General features: G+C 69.2%; 21 protein-coding genes. 4 read left to right on the top strand and 17 right to left on the bottom strand.

What is annotated here, in order from left to right:
* The 3 genes from GKE62_RS08435 to GKE62_RS08425 all read right to left on the bottom strand — a co-directional run bounded on the left by GKE62_RS08435 (position 1) and on the right by GKE62_RS08425 (position 3,143).
* Positions 1-987, bottom strand: a complete 987-nt coding sequence (locus GKE62_RS08435) for a chlorophyllide a reductase iron protein subunit X (RefSeq protein WP_154691863.1) — start codon at positions 985-987, stop codon at positions 1-3.
* Entirely contained in the window at positions 984-1,835 is an 852-nt protein-coding gene (gene bchC, locus GKE62_RS08430) for a chlorophyll synthesis pathway protein BchC (RefSeq protein ID WP_370516079.1), read from the bottom strand. Before bchC ends, GKE62_RS08435 begins: the two co-directional genes overlap by 4 nt.
* Positions 1,836-2,033: 198 nt before the next feature.
* Positions 2,034-3,143, bottom strand: coding sequence for a methyltransferase (locus GKE62_RS08425; RefSeq protein ID WP_154691861.1), 1,110 nt, complete (start codon positions 3,141-3,143; stop codon positions 2,034-2,036).
* A 59-nt stretch (positions 3,144-3,202) separates the two neighbouring features.
* Here GKE62_RS08425 and crtD point away from each other — a divergent pair, with 59 nt between their 5' ends.
* Together crtD and GKE62_RS08415 are read left to right on the top strand one after the other, a co-directional pair.
* Positions 3,203-4,780: a 1-hydroxycarotenoid 3,4-desaturase CrtD gene (crtD, locus tag GKE62_RS08420; RefSeq protein ID WP_154691860.1), complete on the top strand. Its 1,578-nt coding sequence runs from the start codon at positions 3,203-3,205 to the stop codon at positions 4,778-4,780.
* A 23-nt stretch (positions 4,781-4,803) separates the two neighbouring features.
* Complete coding sequence (locus GKE62_RS08415; protein ID WP_370516078.1) at positions 4,804-5,619, top strand: hydroxyneurosporene dehydrogenase; 816 nt, start codon at positions 4,804-4,806, stop codon at positions 5,617-5,619.
* Here the strand turns inward: GKE62_RS08415 and GKE62_RS19735 are convergent.
* On the bottom strand, positions 5,582-6,025 hold the full coding sequence (locus GKE62_RS19735; RefSeq protein WP_370516077.1) for a hypothetical protein: 444 nt from the start codon (positions 6,023-6,025) through the stop codon (positions 5,582-5,584). The two genes, GKE62_RS08415 and GKE62_RS19735, sit on opposite strands and share 38 nt — an antisense overlap.
* On the bottom strand, positions 5,940-6,494 hold the full coding sequence (locus GKE62_RS08410; RefSeq protein ID WP_370516094.1) for an alpha/beta fold hydrolase: 555 nt from the start codon (positions 6,492-6,494) through the stop codon (positions 5,940-5,942). Before GKE62_RS08410 ends, GKE62_RS19735 begins: the two co-directional genes overlap by 86 nt.
* Here GKE62_RS08410 and GKE62_RS19730 point away from each other — a divergent pair.
* On the top strand, positions 6,469-6,672 hold the full coding sequence (locus GKE62_RS19730; RefSeq protein WP_370516123.1) for a hypothetical protein: 204 nt from the start codon (positions 6,469-6,471) through the stop codon (positions 6,670-6,672). The two genes, GKE62_RS08410 and GKE62_RS19730, sit on opposite strands and share 26 nt — an antisense overlap.
* Here the strand turns inward: GKE62_RS19730 and GKE62_RS08405 are convergent.
* The 12 genes from GKE62_RS08405 to GKE62_RS08350 form a co-directional block, all read right to left on the bottom strand.
* Positions 6,659-8,329, bottom strand: a complete 1,671-nt coding sequence (locus GKE62_RS08405) for a magnesium chelatase subunit D (RefSeq protein WP_154691859.1) — start codon at positions 8,327-8,329, stop codon at positions 6,659-6,661. The two genes, GKE62_RS19730 and GKE62_RS08405, sit on opposite strands and share 14 nt — an antisense overlap.
* Complete coding sequence (gene bchI / locus GKE62_RS08400) at positions 8,326-9,327, bottom strand: magnesium chelatase ATPase subunit I (protein WP_154691858.1); 1,002 nt, start codon at positions 9,325-9,327, stop codon at positions 8,326-8,328. Before bchI ends, GKE62_RS08405 begins: the two co-directional genes overlap by 4 nt.
* 51 nt (positions 9,328-9,378) lie before the next feature.
* Entirely contained in the window at positions 9,379-9,936 is a 558-nt protein-coding gene (idi, locus tag GKE62_RS08395) for an isopentenyl-diphosphate Delta-isomerase (protein ID WP_154691857.1), read from the bottom strand.
* Positions 9,937-9,965: 29 nt separating this feature from the next.
* Positions 9,966-10,640: an HAD-IA family hydrolase gene (locus tag GKE62_RS08390; protein WP_154691856.1), complete on the bottom strand. Its 675-nt coding sequence runs from the start codon at positions 10,638-10,640 to the stop codon at positions 9,966-9,968.
* A 2-nt stretch (positions 10,641-10,642) separates the two neighbouring features.
* On the bottom strand, positions 10,643-11,068 hold the full coding sequence (locus tag GKE62_RS08385) for a phosphate-starvation-inducible protein PsiE (RefSeq protein ID WP_154691855.1): 426 nt from the start codon (positions 11,066-11,068) through the stop codon (positions 10,643-10,645).
* Positions 11,065-11,787, bottom strand: a complete 723-nt coding sequence (locus GKE62_RS08380) for an HAD-IA family hydrolase (RefSeq protein ID WP_154691854.1) — start codon at positions 11,785-11,787, stop codon at positions 11,065-11,067. The genes GKE62_RS08385 and GKE62_RS08380 overlap by 4 nt, the downstream gene beginning before the upstream one ends.
* Positions 11,784-12,674: a CbbX protein gene (gene cbbX, locus GKE62_RS08375; RefSeq protein WP_154691853.1), complete on the bottom strand. Its 891-nt coding sequence runs from the start codon at positions 12,672-12,674 to the stop codon at positions 11,784-11,786. Before cbbX ends, GKE62_RS08380 begins: the two co-directional genes overlap by 4 nt.
* A complete protein-coding gene (locus GKE62_RS08370; RefSeq protein WP_154691852.1) occupies positions 12,671-13,093 on the bottom strand; it encodes a ribulose bisphosphate carboxylase small subunit in 423 nt (140 codons plus the stop codon). Before GKE62_RS08370 ends, cbbX begins: the two co-directional genes overlap by 4 nt.
* Before the next feature lie 11 nt (positions 13,094-13,104).
* A complete protein-coding gene (locus GKE62_RS08365; protein WP_154691851.1) occupies positions 13,105-14,559 on the bottom strand; it encodes a ribulose-bisphosphate carboxylase large subunit in 1,455 nt (484 codons plus the stop codon).
* Between the two features lie 14 nt (positions 14,560-14,573).
* On the bottom strand, positions 14,574-15,656 hold the full coding sequence (gene fba / locus GKE62_RS08360) for a class II fructose-bisphosphate aldolase (protein WP_154691850.1): 1,083 nt from the start codon (positions 15,654-15,656) through the stop codon (positions 14,574-14,576).
* A 129-nt stretch (positions 15,657-15,785) separates the two neighbouring features.
* On the bottom strand, positions 15,786-16,661 hold the full coding sequence (locus GKE62_RS08355) for a phosphoribulokinase (RefSeq protein ID WP_154691849.1): 876 nt from the start codon (positions 16,659-16,661) through the stop codon (positions 15,786-15,788).
* Between the two features lie 5 nt (positions 16,662-16,666).
* Positions 16,667-17,707, bottom strand: a complete 1,041-nt coding sequence (locus GKE62_RS08350; RefSeq protein ID WP_154691848.1) for a class 1 fructose-bisphosphatase — start codon at positions 17,705-17,707, stop codon at positions 16,667-16,669.
* A 114-nt stretch (positions 17,708-17,821) separates the two neighbouring features.
* On the opposite strand from GKE62_RS08350, the gene GKE62_RS08345 reads away from it, so the two are divergent.
* The gene (locus GKE62_RS08345) at positions 17,822-18,730 is read left to right on the top strand and encodes a LysR family transcriptional regulator (RefSeq protein WP_154691847.1); all 909 of its coding nucleotides are present in this window, start codon (positions 17,822-17,824) and stop codon (positions 18,728-18,730) included.
* Positions 18,731-18,736: the final 6 nt, after the last annotated feature.

Raw genomic sequence — 18,736 nt, 5'->3', positions numbered from 1 at the left:
TCAGGCCTCGTCATAAATGACCTCGAGGCTCGGCTTGGTGACGAATTCGACCCCGCGCATGTCGGCCTGGGTCGCGGGCTTGAGCGTGAAGTCCGCGCCGGTGATGTCGGCGCTGAACAGGTTCAGCAGACCGTCCTGGTCGAGCGGGTTGGGGCGCAGCGGCGGGGCCTCGGCGACGTTGATCGCCAGCTCCTCGAACAGGCCGGCCCACTGCCCGCCGGGCTTGCCGATGATCTGGTAGTTGGCCGACTTCTTGCGGATGTCCTCGTTGGCGGGGATCGCGCACAGCACCGGGATGCCGACCGCCTCGGCGAAGGCATTGGCCTCGCCGGTGCCGTCGTCCTTGTTCAGGATCATGCCCGCGACGCCGACGTTGCCGCCCATCTTGCGGAAGTATTCGACCGCCTTGCAGACGTTGTTGGCGACGTAGAGCGATTGCAGGTCGTTAGAGGCGACGACGATCACCTTCTGGCACATGTCGCGCGCGATCGGCAGACCGAACCCGCCGCAGACCACGTCGCCGAGGAAATCGAGCAGGACGTAGTCGAAGCCCCATTCGTGGAAGCCAAGCTTCTCGAGCGTCTCGAACCCGTGGATGATCCCGCGCCCGCCGCAGCCGCGCCCGACCTCGGGCCCGCCCAGCTCCATCGCGAACACCCCGTCGCGCTGGAAGCAGACGTCCTCGATCCCGATCTCCTCGCCCGCCAGTTTCTTGGCGCTCGAGGTCTCGATGATCGTCGGGGTCGATTTGCCGCCGAACAGCAGGCTGGTGGTGTCGGACTTCGGATCGCAGCCGATCAGCAGCACGCGCTTGCCCTGCTGGGCCATCATGTAGCTGAGGTTGGCGAGCGCGAACGATTTGCCGCTGCCGCCCTTGCCGTAGATCGCGATGATCTGCGTGGCGCTCTTGACCTCGCCGGTCGGTACCGGGTCGGGTTCGATTCCCGCTTCGTCGCGCAGGCCGGAATGGAGATCGAGCATGGTCATGCGGTGCCGCTCCAGTCGAGAACCATCTTGAGGCAGTCGGGATCGTCGAACGCCATCGGATAGGCGCTGGCGGCCTGCCCGGCGGGGCGAACGTCGGTGATCAGGCCCGAGAGGTCGAGCGCGCCCGATTCGATCAGCGCGCGGGTCGAGAACAGGTCGTCCGGCCCCCATTCCGCGGCGACGCGCAGCCGCGCCTCGGCGCGGAACGCCGGGGCGAAGCCGAAGCTGAGGCGGTCGCGATAGAACCCGGCGAGGACGATCTCGCCGCGCTTGGCGACGCGTCCGATCAACACGTCGAGCAGCGTGGCGTCGCCGCTGACGTCGTAGATCGCGCGATAGTCGCGGCGGTCGTCGTCGGCGGGATCGATCACATCATAGCTGGCCGCGCCACCGCGGCGCAGCGGGTTGGTGTCCCACACCACCGGGGCCGGCGCACCCGAGGCGATGGCGAGGCGCGCGAGCAGGCGGCCGAGCACGCCGTGGCCGACGATCAGGTCCGGCGCCTCACCGCCTTCGAGCGCGTGGAGCGCGGTCGCGGCGAGCGCGAACAAGGTGCCGTCCCGGCCGAGCGATTCAGCGACCGGCAAGGCGCGCGCGGATGGCACCACCAGGCGCGCGGCGGTGCCGCCGAACAACCCACGCGCATCGCGATAACAGGCCGCGCCGGGAACGAAGACCCAGTCGCCGATCCGCGCCTCGGCCTCGGTGCCGGCATCGACCACCCGGCCAACCGATTCGTAGCCGGGAACCAGCGGATAACCCATGCCGGGGAAGGACGGCATCTCGCCGGTCCACAGGAGCTTTTCGGTGCCGCTGCTGATCGCGCTCCAGCGCGTTTCGACAACCACGTCGCCGGCAGCGGGGGAGTCAGCTCGAGCGAGCGGAGCGCAAGCTGCCGCGGCGCTTCGAGGATGACTGCGACTCCCTCCATCGGCTTCGCTTCCTTTCCGGGCGAAGAACCCCGGACGGCATCGGCGGGATGCTCGCCCAGTTGGCAACGTAACCAAACGGAAACGGGTGTCAATCGTTCATGACAGAGAAAGGTGTCAACTTAACGCGACGATGATCCGTGCGATGAGCGGCTGGCTCGTTGCTACTTCGCGCCATCGGCGAAAGCCGGCCGCCTTCAGCATCGCGCCGATCTCGCGCGCCGTCCGCGGTCGCCCCGATCCCATCGCCCACAGGTACGTTCCGAAGTAGGCGTCGCCCATCGCCCGCGCCCCGCGCGTATCCGCCATCGGCTCGGCGAGCAGCAGGCTGCCGCCGGGGGGAAGCGCGGCGTGGATCGCGTACAGCAGGTGCTGGGCGGGTGAGTCGTCGTGATCGTGGAGCACGCGGACCAGGCTGATCAGGTCGTAGCCCGGTGGCAGCGGATCGCGCAGAAAGTCGCCGGCGTGGGGTTCGATCGCGGACGGCGGTAGCGAGGCGATCACGCCCGGCAGGTCGAGCACGCCGATCCGAAGAGCAGGATGCGCGGCTCCGACCGCGCGCGCGAAGGTGCCGCTGCCTCCGCCGACATCGAGCAGCGCGCGATGACGATCGAAGCGATAGGCGGGGACCACTTGCGCGGCGACCATCGCCTGCGATGCCGCCATCAACTGCGTGTAAGGTCCGGCTTCGGCACCCGTGGCCGACGCCGAATAGGTCCAGAATTTCGCCAGCGCGGTCGGTTCGCGGCGGTCGGCGCGGAGCAGCGCCAGCGGATCGGCAAGGTCGGCGTAGAGCAGGCGGTGGTGGCGGATCATCGCCCGCGCGCCCAGGTTGCCCGACAGCGCCGCGCCCTGCTGGCCCAGCGTCCACCACCCCGGCGCGATCTGCTCAGTCAGGTCGAGCGCGGCGGCGGCGCGGAGCAGGCGCTCGGCGGCCTGGGGCGAGAGCCCGGTCCGTGCGGCGACCGCTCCGGTTGTCGCCGGGGCCGCTTCGAGGAAGTCCAGCAGCTCGCTGTCGAGCGTCGCGGCCAGCACTTGCGAATAGGCGAACCCGGCGACCAGATCGAACAATCCGGCGGCCTTGCGCCGCGCGATCGCGCGGCTGAGGGGGAATGCGGCGGCGGCCTGCTGGAACCGCGTCGAAGCCAGCACCCGGTTGCGCCAGCGCAGCCATGCCGCGCGCACTCCGGATGGGGGCTTGTCGCCCAGATCGCCCGACGTCTGCATCTGTCCATGGGACTGGACACTCCGGGTGCTTTGGTCAATCCTCCTCGCGAGGAGAGGCCATGGCGGACACGCGGGTGGTGGTGATCGGGGCCGGTATCGGCGGGCTGGTCGGCGCGCTGCTCCTCGCCTTGCGCGGCTGCGTGGTGACGGTGCTGGAGAAAGAGGCCGACGTCGGGGGCAAGGTCCGCAGGGTCGCGGTCGACGGCGCGCTGATCGATGCCGGGCCTACGGTCTTCGCCCTGCGCGAGGTGTTCGACGAGGTGTTCGCCGAGGCCGGCGAGCGGCTCGACGACCACCTCGCGGTCCGTCCCGCCCCAGTGCTCGCCCGCCACGCCTGGAACGACTCCGGCCGACTCGACCTCCACGCCGATCCTGCGCGCAGCGAGGCGGCCATCGGCGATTTCGCCGGGGCGCAGGCGGCGGCCGGATACCGTGCCTTCCGCGCCGAGGCGGCGCGCATCTTCGCGATCCTCGAGAACAGTTTCCTGCGCGCGCCCAAGGCCGCGTGGCCGCTGCCGCTGATGCGGCGGATCGGGCTGGCGCGCGTCGGCGATCTGCTCGCGATCCGGCCCTATGAAACGCTATGGAAAGTGCTCGGCGAGCAATTCGCCGACCCCCGGCTGCGCCAGTTGTTCGGGCGCTATGCAACCTATTGCGGCTCCTCGCCGTTCGCGACCCCTGCCACGCTGATGCTGATCGCCCACGTCGAGGCGCGCGGGGTGTGGCTGATCGAGGGCGGGATGAGCGCGCTGGCGCAGGCGCTGCGCAAGCTGGCCGAGGCGCGCGGGGTGACCTTTCGGACCTCCACCGCGGTGGCGCGGATCGAGGTTGCGCATGGCCGTGCGGCGGGGGTGATCAGCCGGGATGGCGAGCGCATCGCCGCCGATGCGGTGTTGGTCAACGCCGATCCCGCAGCGCTGGGAGACGGCGCGTTCGGGCCCGAAGCGGAGCGCGCTGGCGGCCCGCTCGGCCCAGCCAATCGTTCGCTTTCGGCGTTCACCTGGCTCGCTCATGCGCGCGCCGACGGCTTCCCCCTGTCGCGTCACAACGTGTTCTTCTCGCCCGACTATCCCGCCGAGTTCCGCGCCATCGCCGCGGGCCGCCCGCCCGCCGATCCCAGCGTCTACGTCTGCGCGCAGGATCGCGATGCCGCCGATGGCCTCGCGCCTGCCAAGTCGAGTTCGGAGGGCCGTGAGCGCTTCCAGATCATCGTCAACGCCCCCGCCAATGGCGACACCCACGACTACACCCCCGAGGAGATCGAGCGATGCACGCAGGCCATGGTGCGCAGTCTTACGCGATGCGGGCTGACGCTGGAGGCGCCGCTGTCGCATTCGCTGGCGACGCCCAATACTTTCGCGAGGCTGTTCCCGTCGACGGGTGGAGCCCTTTATGGACGGGCCTCGCACGGGTGGGCGGCGTCCTTCCTGCGCCAGGGCGCCCGGACGCGGATCCCTGGGCTCTACTGCGCGGGCGGGAGCACCCATCCGGGCGCAGGGGTGCCGATGGCCGCCTTGTCGGGGCGGCTCGCGGCCGAAAGCCTGATCCGCGACCGCGCTTCGATGCGGCCGTCCCGCCCGGCGGCTATGCCTGGTGGTATATCGACGCACTCTCCGACGACGGCAAACATGGCCTGACCATCATCGCCTTTCTGGGCAGCGTGTTCTCGCCCTATTTCAAGGCGAGCGGGCGCGGCGATCCGATCGATCACGCCGCGCTCAACGTCGCGCTCTATGGCGCGCGTGCACGCTGGACGATGACCGAGCGCCCGCGCGGCGCGATCGTGCGCGACGCCGATACGCTCGCGATCGGGCCGAGCGAGGTGCGCTGGAGCGGCGACGCGCTGACGATCGATATCGAGGAACGCGACAAGCGGCTCGGCGTGCCTTGGCAGCGACGGGTGTGCGGGCGGGTGACGATCCATCCCGAAACGCTCAACGCCAGCGCGCTGGCGCTCGATCCGGCCAGGCGGCACGAGTGGCAGTGCTATGCCCCCAGGGCGCGCGTCGAGGTCGAAATGGAGCGCCCGGCGTTGCGCTGGCGGGGCAGCGGATATTTCGATTCGAACCGGGGTTCGGAGTCGCTGGAAGAGGGTTTTCGTGTCTGGCACTGGTCGCGCGCGCATCTGAAGGACGGCGCGGCGGTGACGTACGAGGGCGAGCGCCGCGACGGTTCTCGCTTCGCCAGCGCCTTGCGCTTCGACAGGACCGGCGCGCCGCATCACGAGGACTTGCCGCTGGTCGCGCCGCTGCCGAACACGCTGTGGCAGATGGAGCGCAAGACGCGCGCCGATCGTGGTCATGCCGGGGTGATCAAGACCTGGGAAGACGCGCCGTTCTATGCCCGCTCGACCTTGTCGACGCGATTGTTCGGCGAGAGCACGGTGGCGGTGCAGGAAAGCCTCGACCTGAACCGGTTCGCCTCACCGATCGTCCAGTTCATGCTCCCCTACCGGATGCCGCGAGCCACTGGCTGAGACCTCGGCCGCGCCGTCTTTGGCCAGCTTGTCCTTGGCGATCTCGCGGTTGACCGACCACAATTGCCACACGCCGAAGCCGAGGCCGAAAATCCCGGCCAGGACCATCTCGATCCACCCGAAATGCTCTGCCATCCGCCGTCCTCCCCGCTCGCTTCCTCACGCCGCCATAGCATGTTCGGCCGCGGCGCGTGAGGATCGCCGCGACCGCCAGATCGGGCCGCTCCTCGTGGGCCAAGTGGCCCAACCCGGGCAGCACCTCGAGCCGCGCACCGGGTAGCAACGCGGTGGCCCGGCGCACCGAATCGAGCGGCACCGCGCTATCTCGCTCCCCGTGGAGCAGGGTCACCGGCGCAGCGATCTCCGGGAGCAGCCGGGCAAGTCCCTCGAGATCCCAGTTGGCCATCATCGCCAACGCCCCCGCGCAATGCTCCGAACTGCCGAGCAGCGCGCGGTAGCAGCGCACCCCTTCGGCATCGATCCGCGAGGCGATCGCGCGGTGGAGGAAGCGCTCGATCTCGCCCGGCCCTCTCGCCAGGCGCGAGAAGATGCGCGGGGCGAAGGGGTTGACGAACAATGCCTTGGCCAGCGCCGGAAACAGCTTCGCGGCAAGGCCGGGGAAAGGCATCAGCGCGGGGCTGAGGCCGACGACGGGGGGTGCGCTCGCCTGAATCGTGGACCATCCGCAGCGCGATCGCCGCGCCCGCCGAGTGGCCGGCGATGACGCTGGGACGCACGTCCATTGCGTCGAGAAGCGCGCCAACCGCGCCTGCGATCGCGGGCAAGGACGGTCCACCGCGCACCCGCCCGCGGGTAAAGCCGTGACCGGGCAGGTCCATCGCGACTACGGTGAACCGTTCGGCCAGCAGCGGCATGACCCCGCGCCAGCTATGCGTCGCCGCGCCGGTGCCGTGGAGCAGGGCAAGTGCCGGGCCGCTGCCCAGCGTCTGGACATGCCAGGTCAGGCCGCCCGCGGCGACGAACCGGCTGGCGTCGCGATGCGGCCAGTGGCGGCCCTCGACCTCCCAGCGCGGCGCGCTCATGCCGCGGTGACCGCGCGGTGGACGGTACGGGCGTCGCCGAACGGCAGCGGCAGATAGCGCGCGCGCATCGCGTTTGCGAGTTGCGCGGCTTCGGGGCGTGGGCGCGCCGAGATGTCGATGACGATCCCGGCGGTGCCGTGGGCGGCGATGCGCCGGGCCGCGGCGGTCGCGTCGGCGACCGCCGCGACTCGACCCGGCGCGCCATCGGCGGCGATGTTGGCGCGCCCGTCAGTCATGACCACCAGAAACGGAGTGTGTCCGCGCGCCGCCGCGCTCTCGCTCACGCGCTGGGCCAGCGTCAGCCCGGCCGCCAGCGGGGTGCCCCCACCGCCCGGCAGTTCGGCAAGGGTGCGCCGCGCGCGGACCAGCGAGCGGGTCGGCGGCAGGATCAGTTCGGCGCCCGCTCCGCGAAACGCCACCAGCGCGACTTCGGCCCGCTTGACGTAGGCTTGCGCCAGCATCAGCTCGACCGCGCCCTTGGCCTCCGCCAGCCGCGCCAGCGCCGCCGAACCCGAGGCGTCGACGCAGAACACGGTCACCGCGCCCGCCCGCTCGGCGAAGCGGCGGATGCGCAAGTCGGCCTTGTGGATCAGCAGGCGTCCGGCCACCGTGCCCGTTTCGCGCCGGCGCAGCGCCTGCCACGGCACCGCCGCTCGCAAGGTGTCGATCAGCGCCAGCCGCGCTCCGCCGCGCGGCGTTCCCGGCCGCGCGCCGAGCGGGCGTCCGCGCAGCTTCGAATGACGCTTGGCTCCCGCCCCGCTACCGCGTGCGCTGCGCGTCGCGCGCCCCTCGGCGATAGCCGAAAGGACATCGGGCGGGATCGCGGCGATTGCGGCGGCGAGGACCATGTCTTCGGGCGGCGCTTCGAGCTGACGCTCGTCGCCTTCGCCGCCATCATGCGGCTCCTGCTCGCCGGACTCGGGCGTCGCGTCCGCCTCCGAAGCGGGCAACCGCGTCGCCCGTGGCGCGAGCACGAGGCGCGCGGCGACCTGCAAATCGGCTTGGTCGAGCACGGTCCGCCCGTTCAGCGCGGCGTGGGCGCGGGCGGCGCGCAACGCGAACCCCAGCGCCCGAGCCGAATCGATGCCGAGCGCGAGCGACGTGGCGGCCAAGGCCTCCAACGCTGCCTCAGCGGCGGCGACCTCGCGCGGAAGGATCCCCGGCATCTGGCACGCGCGCAAGGCAGCGATGCCGCGCGACCCGGACAGGTCGCACGCGAACGCCAACCGCTCGACCAAAGCCGGCGCCGGCCGCTCGTCGGGGTTGGCGCCGTCATCGAGCAGCACCAGCGCGACCCGGGCCTCGCCCTCTGTCGCCTGCGCCAGCCGCCCGGCGGTCGCATCCTCGATCCGTTCGGCCATCGTCACCAGCAGCGCCCCGCCCGCAGCCTCGGCGAGCAGGCCGCGTTCGTGGACCGGCTTGCCCGCCGTAAGACTCGCGGCGATGTCGATCCCGCCGAGCAGGCGGGCGTCGTCGACGTTGGCGGGCAAGCGGCGCAACGGCAGATGCGCACGGATGCTTTCGACCACCGCATCGCGCGCGGGACCGGCGCCGCGCAGCACCAGCCCGCCCAACCCGATGGGATCGATCAGGAACAAGCGCGCGGCGAGCAGCGCATCCTCGCCGGGCTTGGCGGCTGCGGCGGACTCGAAGTCCTCCGGGCTCACCCGAACAGCTCGCCCACCGCGCGTTCGATCCGCACGGTCGAGCCGGTCTCGTCGAGCACGTCGCGGCGCAGGCGATGGCGCAGCGCCATCGGCGCGACGCTCAGCAGATGGCTGCGCCGTACCGCCTTGGCCCCGTCGAGCGCCGCCAGCGCCCGCGCCGCGCGCATCAGGGTCAGTTCGCCGCGCAACCCGTCGGCGTTGACCGCCTGGCACAGCTCGGCGGCATCGGTCAGCACCTCGTCGGGCACGGTCAGCGCCGCAAGCCGCTTGCGCCCGCGCGCGATACGCGCGACCGTCTTGGCGTCTTCCGCCGCCCATTCGGCCACGAACGCCTCGCCGTCGCGCTCCTGCGCGGCGCAGCGCCGCATGATCTCGACCCGCGGCGCGATCTCTTGCGGGGTGCGCACTTCCACCGACAGGCCGAAGCGGTCGAGCAGTTGCGGGCGCAGCTCGCCTTCCTCGGGATTGCCGCTGCCGATCAGCACGAACCTGGCGGCGTGGCGCACCGACAGTCCCTCGCGTTCGACCAGGTTCTCGCCCGAGGCGGCGACATCGAGCAGCAGGTCGACGATGTGGTCCTCGAGCAGGTTGATCTCATCGATATACAGGAACCCGCGGTGCGCGTGCGCCAGCAGCCCAGGTTCGAACGCCTTCTCGCCCGAGCGCAGCGCGCGTTCGAGATCGAGCGCGCCGACCACGCGGTCTTCGGTCGCGCCGAGCGGCAGATCGACGAACGGCACCGGGCGCAGGGCGGACCTGGGCGAGGTGCAGCAATCGGGACACGAGCCGCGCTGTTCGGGCGCGCAATGAAAGCGGCAGCCCGCGACCACCTTCATCGGCGGGAGCAGCGCCGCCAAGGCTCGCGCGGCGGTGGACTTGCCGGTGCCGCGGTCGCCGAACACCATGACGCCGCCGATCCCCGGCTCGACCGCCGCGATCAGCAGCGCCAGCTTCATCTCGTCCTGTCCGACGATCGCCGAGAAGGGAAAGCGGGCCATGCGCGGGGTTACTCTGGAGAAGCGTCGGCGGGGCGGCAAGCGTCGCGGATGCTAGATGACCCCGGCTTCGACATAGATCCGGAACCACGCCGAAAAGTCGACGGGATTGGCGCGCACCCGGGCGTAGAGTTCGGCATGCGGCACCCAGGCGATCTCGCCGACTTCGCTCGGCTCGGGGATCACTTCGCCGTCGTAGGTTCCCGCGAAGAAATGGACCAGTTCGTTCTCGATCAGTCCCGCACCGACCTCGCTCGAATAGCGCAGCTTCTGCCGGAACCCGAGATCACAGACGAACCCCATCTCCTCGCCCAACCGGCGTTGCGCCGCCGCCAGCGCTTCCTCGCCCGGCAGGGGGTGCGAGCAGCAGGCGTTCGACCACAGCCCGGCGGAATGATATTTGCCGCTCGCCCGGCGCTGGATCAGGATGTTGCCCTTGCTGTCGGCGATGCTCACCGAGACCGCGCGGTGGAGCGCGCCAAGCCGGTGCGCCTCGAGCTTTTCGGCATGCCCGACCTCGGCGTCGGTCTCATCGACGAGGATCAGCAGCGCCTCGGCTGGCGCTGCGCGTGGCGATGCGGACGTAGGCGTCTGGCCGAACAGGGTACTCATCCCGAGTGTCAGGGTCGTTTGTCATAGTGCTATGTCACTCGGACGAGACTGGCAAGCGCCGCCGGCAGTTCGTCGTAGTGGTCGATCACCGCCGCCGCACCCAGCTCCCCCACCGGCCGGTCGAGAAACCCGAACGAAACCGCGACGAACGGTATCGCGGCGGCGCGGGCGGTGTCGGCATCGGTGATCGAATCGCCGACATAGGCGGCGCGGCCCCCGCCGGCGCGGGAGATCGCGGCGTGGAGCATCGCGGGGTCCGGCTTGGTGAAGGCCAGCGTATCGCCGCCGATGACGGCCGCGAATCGGTCTGTCCAGCCGAGCGCTTCGACAAGCATCGTCGCGAGCCGCTCGGGCTTGTTAGTGCACACCGCGAGGCGTGACCCTTGCTCTGCGAGCATATCGAGCGCCTGTTCGACCCCGGGGTAGCCGGTCGTCGCGGTGCAGATGTTGGCCGCGTAGAAATTGGTCAGATCGGGCAGGCTGGCGTCGACCAGCGCTTCGGTGACATCACCGGTAGCCGCCAGCCCCTTGCGCATCAGCGCGCGGGTCCCGTGGCCAACCATCGCGCGAACCGTTTCGAGGCCAAGAGGGGCCCGATCTGCCAGGACCAGCGCATAGTTGAGCGCGGCGGCAAGGTCGTCTGCGGTGTCCGCCAATGTCCCGTCGAGATCGAACGCGACTACATCGAAGCGAGAGGCCGCCAAGGTCAGTGCCGCCCGGCGCGCGCGATGATCACCGCGGCGAACGACAGCAGCAGGATCGCCCCCGCCTCGAACAGAATGTTCTCCGGGGCCATGTCCTTGCCCTGGAGCACGATCAGCCGCGCCAGCGCGGTCATCGCGATGAAGATCGGATAGACGAACGGCGATCCGCGCCCGGTGTAGAACACCGCGATCATCCCGATGACTTCGGTGTAGAGGAACATCAGCAGGATGTCGGCGAGCGCGACTGTCCGCGCGACGAACACGCCGTAGAGTTCGAGGCTTGCCGCGCCGATCGTCAGCAGCGCGATGACGATCAGTAGCGCGTGCTCGACGGAGCTGAACCCCGCCAGCACCATCGTCTCGGTCCGCCCGCCGTGCCCGGCCAGCGGCGCTTCGTCGAGGTTCGGAAGCGGATCGGACGCGGTCATGCGGCGTTGGCCGTGGCCGGCGACTCGGACACCAGCCGTTCGCAATCGGCGAGTGTGATCGCGGGCGCGGAGTCGAGATCGGGGCGGAGCAGTGCCGCGCCGTCGAACACCTCGTGGTCGGTGTAGCGCGACGGGGTGACGAGCACCGGCAGCCCCGCGGCCCGCGCGGCCAGCATCCCGTTGCGTGAATCCTCGATCGCCAGGCATTCGCCGGGGGCGAGGCCGAGCAGGGCGAGCGTGCGTGCGTAGACTTCCGGATCGGGCTTTTTGGCGGACACGTCCTCTCCCGCAACAACAGCGGCGAAGATGCCGAGCGCGGACAGGCCGAAGAGGCGGCCGAGCAGCGCGGCCAGATTGGCACGGCTGGTTGTGGTCGCGATGGCGAGCCCCACCCCGGCCGCGCGCGCTTCGTCGATCAGGCGGACGACGCCGGGGCGTAAAGCCACTTCGCCGCCGGCCACAAGTTGCGCGTAGATCGCGTTCTTGCGGGCGTGGAGCCGGGCGATCGTTTCTGCCGCAAGCGACTCGCCGATCTCGTCCAGAAACGCGGCGATCCGCTCTTTTCCGCCGGTCGTCTCGAGCAGGCGGCGGTAGTGCTCGGGCGACCACTCCCAGTCATGCCCGGCCTCGGCGAAAGTCCGGTTGAACGCGCTACGATGCGCTTCCTCGGTCTCGGCGAGAGTTCCGTCGACATCGAAGATCAGCGCCTTCAGCGTCATGGCGCGGGGCCGTCACTGGCCGTTGCGAAGACGCGGCTGCCCCGGATGTCCTCGGCTTCGATCGTCGAAAGCCGCTCCGCCGCAACCGCCCCGCCGCCCTCGACCAGGCGCACCGCCTGGCGCAGACGGGCGCGGTCGAGCGCGTTGCGGATCGAGCGGGCGTTGGCGAAATGTGGCTGGCCGCGGCGCAGCGCGATGTACTCGCCCAGCGCCGTTTGCGCTTCGTCCGACAGGTTGTAGCCCTGGCGTGCCAGCATCAGCGCGGCGATCTCGACCAGCTCGGCGTCGGCATAGTCGGGGAAATCGATGTGATGGGCGATGCGGCTGCGAAAGCCGGGGTTGCTGCCGAAGAAGGTGTCCATCCGGTCGGCATAGCCGGCCAGGATCACCACCAGGTCCTCGCGCTGGTTTTCCATCACCTGGAGCAGGATCTCGATCGCTTCCTGGCCGTAGTCGCGCTCGTTCTCGGGGCGATAGAGGTAATAGGCCTCGTCGATGAACAGCACGCCACCCATCGCGCGTTTGAGCACTTCCTTGGTCTTGGGTGCGGTGTGGCCGATGTACTGGCCGACCAGATCGTCGCGGGTAACCGAGACGAGGTGACCCTTGCGCACGTAGCCTAGCTTGTGGAGGATCCCCGCCATCCGTTGCGCCACGGTGGTCTTGCCGGTGCCGGGATTGCCGGTGAAGCTCATGTGCAGCGTTGGCGGCTCGCTGGTCAGCCCCAGCCGCTCGCGCACCCGGTCGACCAGGAGCAGCGCGGCGATCTCGCGGATGCGCTGCTTGACCGGAGCGAGCCCGATCAGCTCGGCATCGAGTACCGCCAGTTCGTCGCCGAGCCCGGCCTCGGCGAATTCGCGCTTGAGGTCGATCGGGTCGCCACTCACGCGTACCTCTGCCCCACGGGCTTGGCCGACGAATAGGGGCGCGTGGTGTACTGGATCTGCCGACCGCCGATTTCCTTGCGTTCGAGCCGGAAGCCTGGCTCGTCGGCCGGGCGGTCGGTGATGAACGACAGCCTGATCGACTCCCAGCCGTGCGAATTGTCGAATGCGGTCAGGCGGATATAGTTCGCACCGGCGTGGACCTTGCGGCATTCGGCCAGCTCCATCATCACCCCCTTGGCATCGGCGATGTCGAACATCGGGATGCCCCACATCTCCCAATAGGTGTTGCGGGGGTGAGGGTCGTCGGTGAACTCCAGATTGATCGCCCAGCCGTGGTCGAGGCAGTACTGCACCTGGGCGGTGATCTGCTCGTCGGTGAAGTCGGGAAGGAAGCTGAAGGTTCCCTGGGTGACGCGCATCGGTTGACTCCTCAGGCAGGGGTGGCGGTGGGGACGAAGTCGGCGGTATCGGTCGAGGCATAGTTGAAGGTGATGTCCTTCCAGGTGTCGAGCGCCGCCCGGAGCGGCGTGCACCAGCGCGCCGCGTTGGCGAGGATCTCCGGCCCCTCGTTGAGGTAGTCGCGGCCCTCGTTGCGCGCCTGGACCATGGCTTCGAGCGCCACGCGGTTGGCGGTCGCCCCGGCCTGGATTCCCATCGGGTGACCGATCGTTCCGCCGCCGAACTGGAGCACCACGTCTTCCCCCAGATAGTGGATCAGCTGGTGCATCTGCCCGGCGTGGATGCCCCCCGAGGCGACGGGCATGACCTTGTTGAGGCTGCCCCAGTCCTGGTCGAAGAACAGCCCATGCTCGAGGCTGGCGGGCAGCGTGTCGCACAACAGCGTATCGTAGAAACCCTTGATCATCGCCGGATCGCCTTCGAGCTTGCCGACGACGGTTCCGGCATGGATGTGATCGACCCCGGCCATCCGCATCCACTTGCAGATCACCCGGAAGTTCATCCCATGGTTCTTCTGGCGGCTGTAGGTCGAATTGCCGGCCCGGTGGAGGTGGAGGATCATGTCGTTGCGCCGCGCCCACTTGGCCATCGACTGGATCGCGGTGTAGCCGATCACCAGATCGATCATGATGATGACCGAGCCGAGCTCCTTGGCAAACTCGGCACGCTCGTACATTTCCTCCATCGTGCCGGCGGTGACGTTGAGGTAGTGGCCCTTGACCTCGCCGGTCGCGGCCTGCGCCTTGTTGACCGCCTCCATCACGTAGAGGAACCGGTCGCGCCAGTGCATGAAGGGCTGCGAGTTGATGTTCTCGTCGTCCTTCATGAAGTCGAGCCCGCCCTTCAGCCCTTCGTATACCACGCGCCCGTAGTTGCGCCCCGAGAGGCCCAGCTTGGGCTTGGTCGTCGCGCCGAGGAGCGGGCGGCCGAACTTGTCGAGCCGCTCGCGCTCGACGACCACGCCCGTCGCCGGACCCTGGAAGGCCTTGAGGTAGGCGACCGGAATGCGCATGTCCTCGAGCCGCAGCGCCTTGACCGCCTTGAACCCGAACACGTTGCCGATGATCGAGGCGGTGAGGTTGGCGATCGAGCCGGGCTCGAACAAGTCGATGTCGTAGGCGATCCAGGCGAACACCTGGTCTTCGGCGCCCGGGACCGGATCGACGCGATAGGCCTTGGCGCGGTACTTCTCGCACGCCGTCAGCCGGTCGGTCCAGACCACCGTCCAGGTCGCGGTCGAGCTTTCGCCCGCCACGGCCGCAGCCGCTTCGATCGAGTCCACGCCCTCCTGCGGGGTGATCCGGAACAGCGCGATCAGGTCGGTCGGCTTGGGTTCGTAGTCGGGCTCCCAATAGCCCATCTTGGCGTATTCCATGACCCCGGCGGCATAGCGTTCCTTGGCGGAAATGGTGGCGGGTGCGTTCATCGGTCGCTCTCCTGTCAGGCCGCGGCGCGGGCGAGGGAAGGGGTTGGGTTGAGGCTGCCGCTGGCATAGCGTTTGGCCATCTCGGACATCGGCAGCGGGGTGATCTTGCTGGCCTGACCGGCGGTGCCGAACGCCTCGAAGCGGGCGCGGCAGATGCTCGCCATCGCGTCCATCGAGGGTTTCAGGAACTTGCGCGGGTCGAACTCGCTGGGCGATGTCTGCGCCACCCGGCGGAACTCGGCCGCGGCGGCGAGGCGCAGGTCGGTGTCGATGTTGATCTTGCGCACCCCGTGCCGGATGCCGCGGACCAGCTCCTCGACCGGCACTCCATATGTTTCGCGCATGGCGCCGCCATGGGCGTTGAACACTTCCTGCCACTCCTCGGGCACCGAGGACGAGCCGTGCATCACGATGTGGGTATTGGGCAGCCGCGCGTGAATCTTCTCAATGACTTCCATCGCCAGGATGTCGCCGGTCGGCTTGCGGCTGAACTTGTAGGCGCCGTGGCTAGTGCCCAGCGCGACCGCCAGCGCATCGACCCCGGTTTCAGCGACGAAGCGCTCGGCCTCGTCGGGATCGGTCAGCAGCATCGCATGGTCGAGCGCGCCCTCGAACCCGTGGCCGTCCTCGGCCTCGCCCTCGCCGGTTTCGAGGCTGCCCAGGCAGCCCAACTCGCCCTCGACCGAGGCCCCGACCATGTGCGCCAGCCGCCCCACCTCGCCGGTGATCCCGGCGTTGTAGGCGTAGTCCGCGGGGGTCTTGGCATCCTCTTTCAGCGAGCCGTCCATCATCACGCTGGTGAAGCCGTTCTGGATCGCGCTGAGGCAGGTGGCGACCGTGTTGCCGTGGTCCTGATGGATCACGATCGGGATCGCCGGGAACATCGCCTCCAGCGCCTCCATCATCTTGGCGAGCATGATGTCGCCCGCGTACGACCGCGCGCCGCGGCTCGCCTGGAGGATCACCGGCGCGTCGCAGGCCTGCGCCGCTTCCAGGATCGCGAGGCCCTGCTCCATGTTGTTGATGTTGAACGCGGGCACGCCGTACGAATGCTCGGCGGCGTGATCGAGCAGTTGGCGCAGTGTAATTCTAGCCATGTTGCCCTCCAGAAACCCGCTCATGTCGAGCGAAGTCGAGACATCTCTCGTGAGGTCGCACCCTTGCGCGGGATTCCTCGACTTGGCTCGGGATGAGCGGGGAGGGGGAATGGGAAGCCCGTCTCACCATCAGTCCATCCTCCGTTTGCGCTCGACCAGGCGCAGGATCAGGGGGGTCAGGATCAACTGCATCGCCAGGTCGAGCTTGCCGCCGGGAATCACGATCGAGTTGGCCCGGCTCATGAACGCGTTCTGGATCATCGTGGTGAGGTAGGGAAAATCGATCCCGCGCGGGTTCTTGAAGCGGATCACCACCATCGATTCGTCGGGGGTAGGGATCGAGCGGGCGATGAACGGGTTCGAGGTATCGACCACCGGCACCCGCTGAAAATTGATGTCGGTCTCGACGAACTGCGGACAGATGTAGTGAATGTAATCGGGCATCCGCCGCAGGATCGTGTCGGTAATCGCCTCGGCCGAATGGCCGCGTGCCGCCTTGTCGCGGTGGAGCTTCTGGATCCATTCGAGGTTGATCACCGGAACCACGCCGATCCGCAGATCGGCATGCTGGGCGATGTCGACGGTGTCGGTAACGACCGCGCCGTGCAGCCCTTCGTAGAACAACACGTCGGTGGGCGAGGGCAGGTCCGCCCATTCGGTGAACGTGCCGGGAGGCGCGCCGTGAAGCTCGGCCTCGGCATCGTCGTGGATGTAGTGGCGCGATTTGCCCGTGCCGGTCGCGCCGTACTGGCGAAAGGTCTGCTCCAGCTCCTCGAACAGGTTCTCGCCGGGGCCGAAGTGGCTGAGGTGCCGATTGCCCGCGGCTTCCGCGGTCGCGAGCTTCTCGCGCATCGTCGCCCGGTCATAGCGGTGGAACGCGTCGCCCTCGATCGTCGCGGCGGCGATGCCCTCGCGGCGAAAGATCTGCTCGAAGGTGTGCTTGACCGTGGTCGTGCCCGCGCCCGACGAGCCGGTGACCGAGATGATGGGGTGACGCGCGCTCATGTCCGTCAGGCCTGGAACAGCGTGCGCTTGGCGAACAGCGGGGCGCGGTCGCTCATGTCGCTGGGGCGGGTGTGGTAGCGGCCGATCCGGCGCACTTCGTTGGCCGAGCCGAACACCAGCGGAACGCGCTGGTGGAGTTCGGTCGCGCACAGATCGAGGATCGGCTCGATCGTATCGGTCGCCAGCCCGCCGGCCTGCTCGATCAGCATCGCGATCGGCTGCGCCTCGTAGACCAGCCGCAAACGGCCCTTGGCATAGCCGCGGCGGCGGTCGCCGGGGTACAGGAAGGTCCCGCCACGGGCGAGGATGCGATAAGTCTCGGCGACCAGCGAGGCGACCCAGCGCATGTTGAACTCGTCCTCGCGCGGGCCGTGGCCGCCCTTCAGGCAATCGTCGAAATAGAGCCGCACCGCCTCGTGCCAGTGGCGGTAGTTGGAGGCGTTGATCGCGAATTCGCGGGTCTTGGGCGGGATCGCGCTGCGCTCGTTGATCAGGCGGAAGGCTCCCTCGGCGGGGTCGTGGATGAAAATCTGGGTGCCTTCGCCCAGCGACAGGACCAGCGCGAGTTGCGGACCATAGATCAGGAAGCCGGCGGCCAACTGCTCGCGCCCCGAACGCAGGAACGGCGCGAGCGGATCGGCCCCGGCGTCGTTGGCGCGGACGGAAAAGATCGTGCCGATCGAGACGTTGGTATCGATGTTCGACGAGCCGTCGAGCGGATCGATCGCCAGCGCCAGCGGCCGCGCGGCATCGATAACCACCGGCTGGGCCAGTTCCTCTGAAGCATAGAGCCCGACGGGCGAGCGGCTGAGCGCGGTCAGGAAGCGGTCGTCGGCGAGCAAGTCGAGTCCGCGCTGGGCGTCGCCCCCGGCGTTGACTGCGCCAGGATCGGCGACGGTGCCGCCCAGCGGTCCGGCGGCGATCGTCGCCGCAAGCCCGGCCCCGGTGCGCGCGAGGATCGCAATCGTGTCGGCGACGGCCGCGCCCTGTGCCGCGTCCGTGGCGCGGTGGCGATCGAGCCAGTCGTCGAGGGTGGTTCCGATCACCGCGTCCGCTCCGTGGCGCCTTGGTGGCGCCTTGAGCGACAGGTGAGACGCTAGTCCGATTTCAGTAAAGTTTAATCTCTTTACATATGTAGTGAGAAAATCTTAGCATAGTCCATGCGCGGTCTTACCCTTCGTCAGCTTCGGGCGGTGCTCGCGATCTCCCGGCTGGGCAAAGTCAGCGCCGCCGCGCGCGACCTCGGCCTCACCGCCCCTGCGGTCACGCTGCAGATCCAGCAGGCCGAGGCCGCCGCCGGAACCCCGCTGTTCGAACGCGCCAGCGACGGCTTTCGCGCCACCGACGCGGGCCGGGCGACGATCGCCGCGGCGCGGGACATTGCGCAGCGCCTGCTCCTGCTTGGCGAGGAGATCGCGGCGATCGGCGGAGCCGAGCAGGGCCTGCTGCGGCTTGGCGCGGTCTCGACCGCCAAGTATTTCGTGCCGGGCCTGATCGCCGGGTTCGCCGCCGAGCATCCGGGCATCGAACTCCAGCTCACCGTGGCCAACCGCGCCGGGATCATCGCCGCGCTCGATGCGCGCGAGATCGACGTCGCGCTGATGGGGCGCCCGCCGCGCGCCGCCGACGTCGCCACCGCGCTGATCGGCGACCACCCGCTGGTGATCATCGCCGCGCCCGACCATCCGCTGGCGGGCCAGCGCGCCATCCCCAAACGGCGCATCGCCCAGGAGACGATCCTGATGCGCGAAGCCGGCTCGGGCACCCGCACCTCGCTCGAACTGTTCCTCGGGGAAATTCCGGGCGGGCTGGATCGCCCCGGCCCCGAATTCAACTCCAACGAGACGATCAAGCAGGCGGTGATGGCGCGGATGGGCGTCGCGATGCTGTCCGCCCACACCATCGCGCTCGAGCTGGAGGTCGGGCGGCTGGCGGTGCTCGACGTGGTCGGCACGCCGTTGATGCGCCAGTGGTTCGTGGTCAGCCTGGCGGATCGGCCCTCCTCGCCCACGCTGGCCGCGTTCAGGGAGTTCGTGGCGCGGCGCGGGCGGAATTTCCTGCCGGGGTGAGTTCCT

This window comes from Novosphingobium sp. Gsoil 351 (genome assembly GCF_009707465.1).
Taxonomy (GTDB): Bacteria; Pseudomonadota; Alphaproteobacteria; order Sphingomonadales; family Sphingomonadaceae; genus Novosphingobium.
This window is presented reverse-complemented; position numbering and strand designations above follow the sequence as displayed.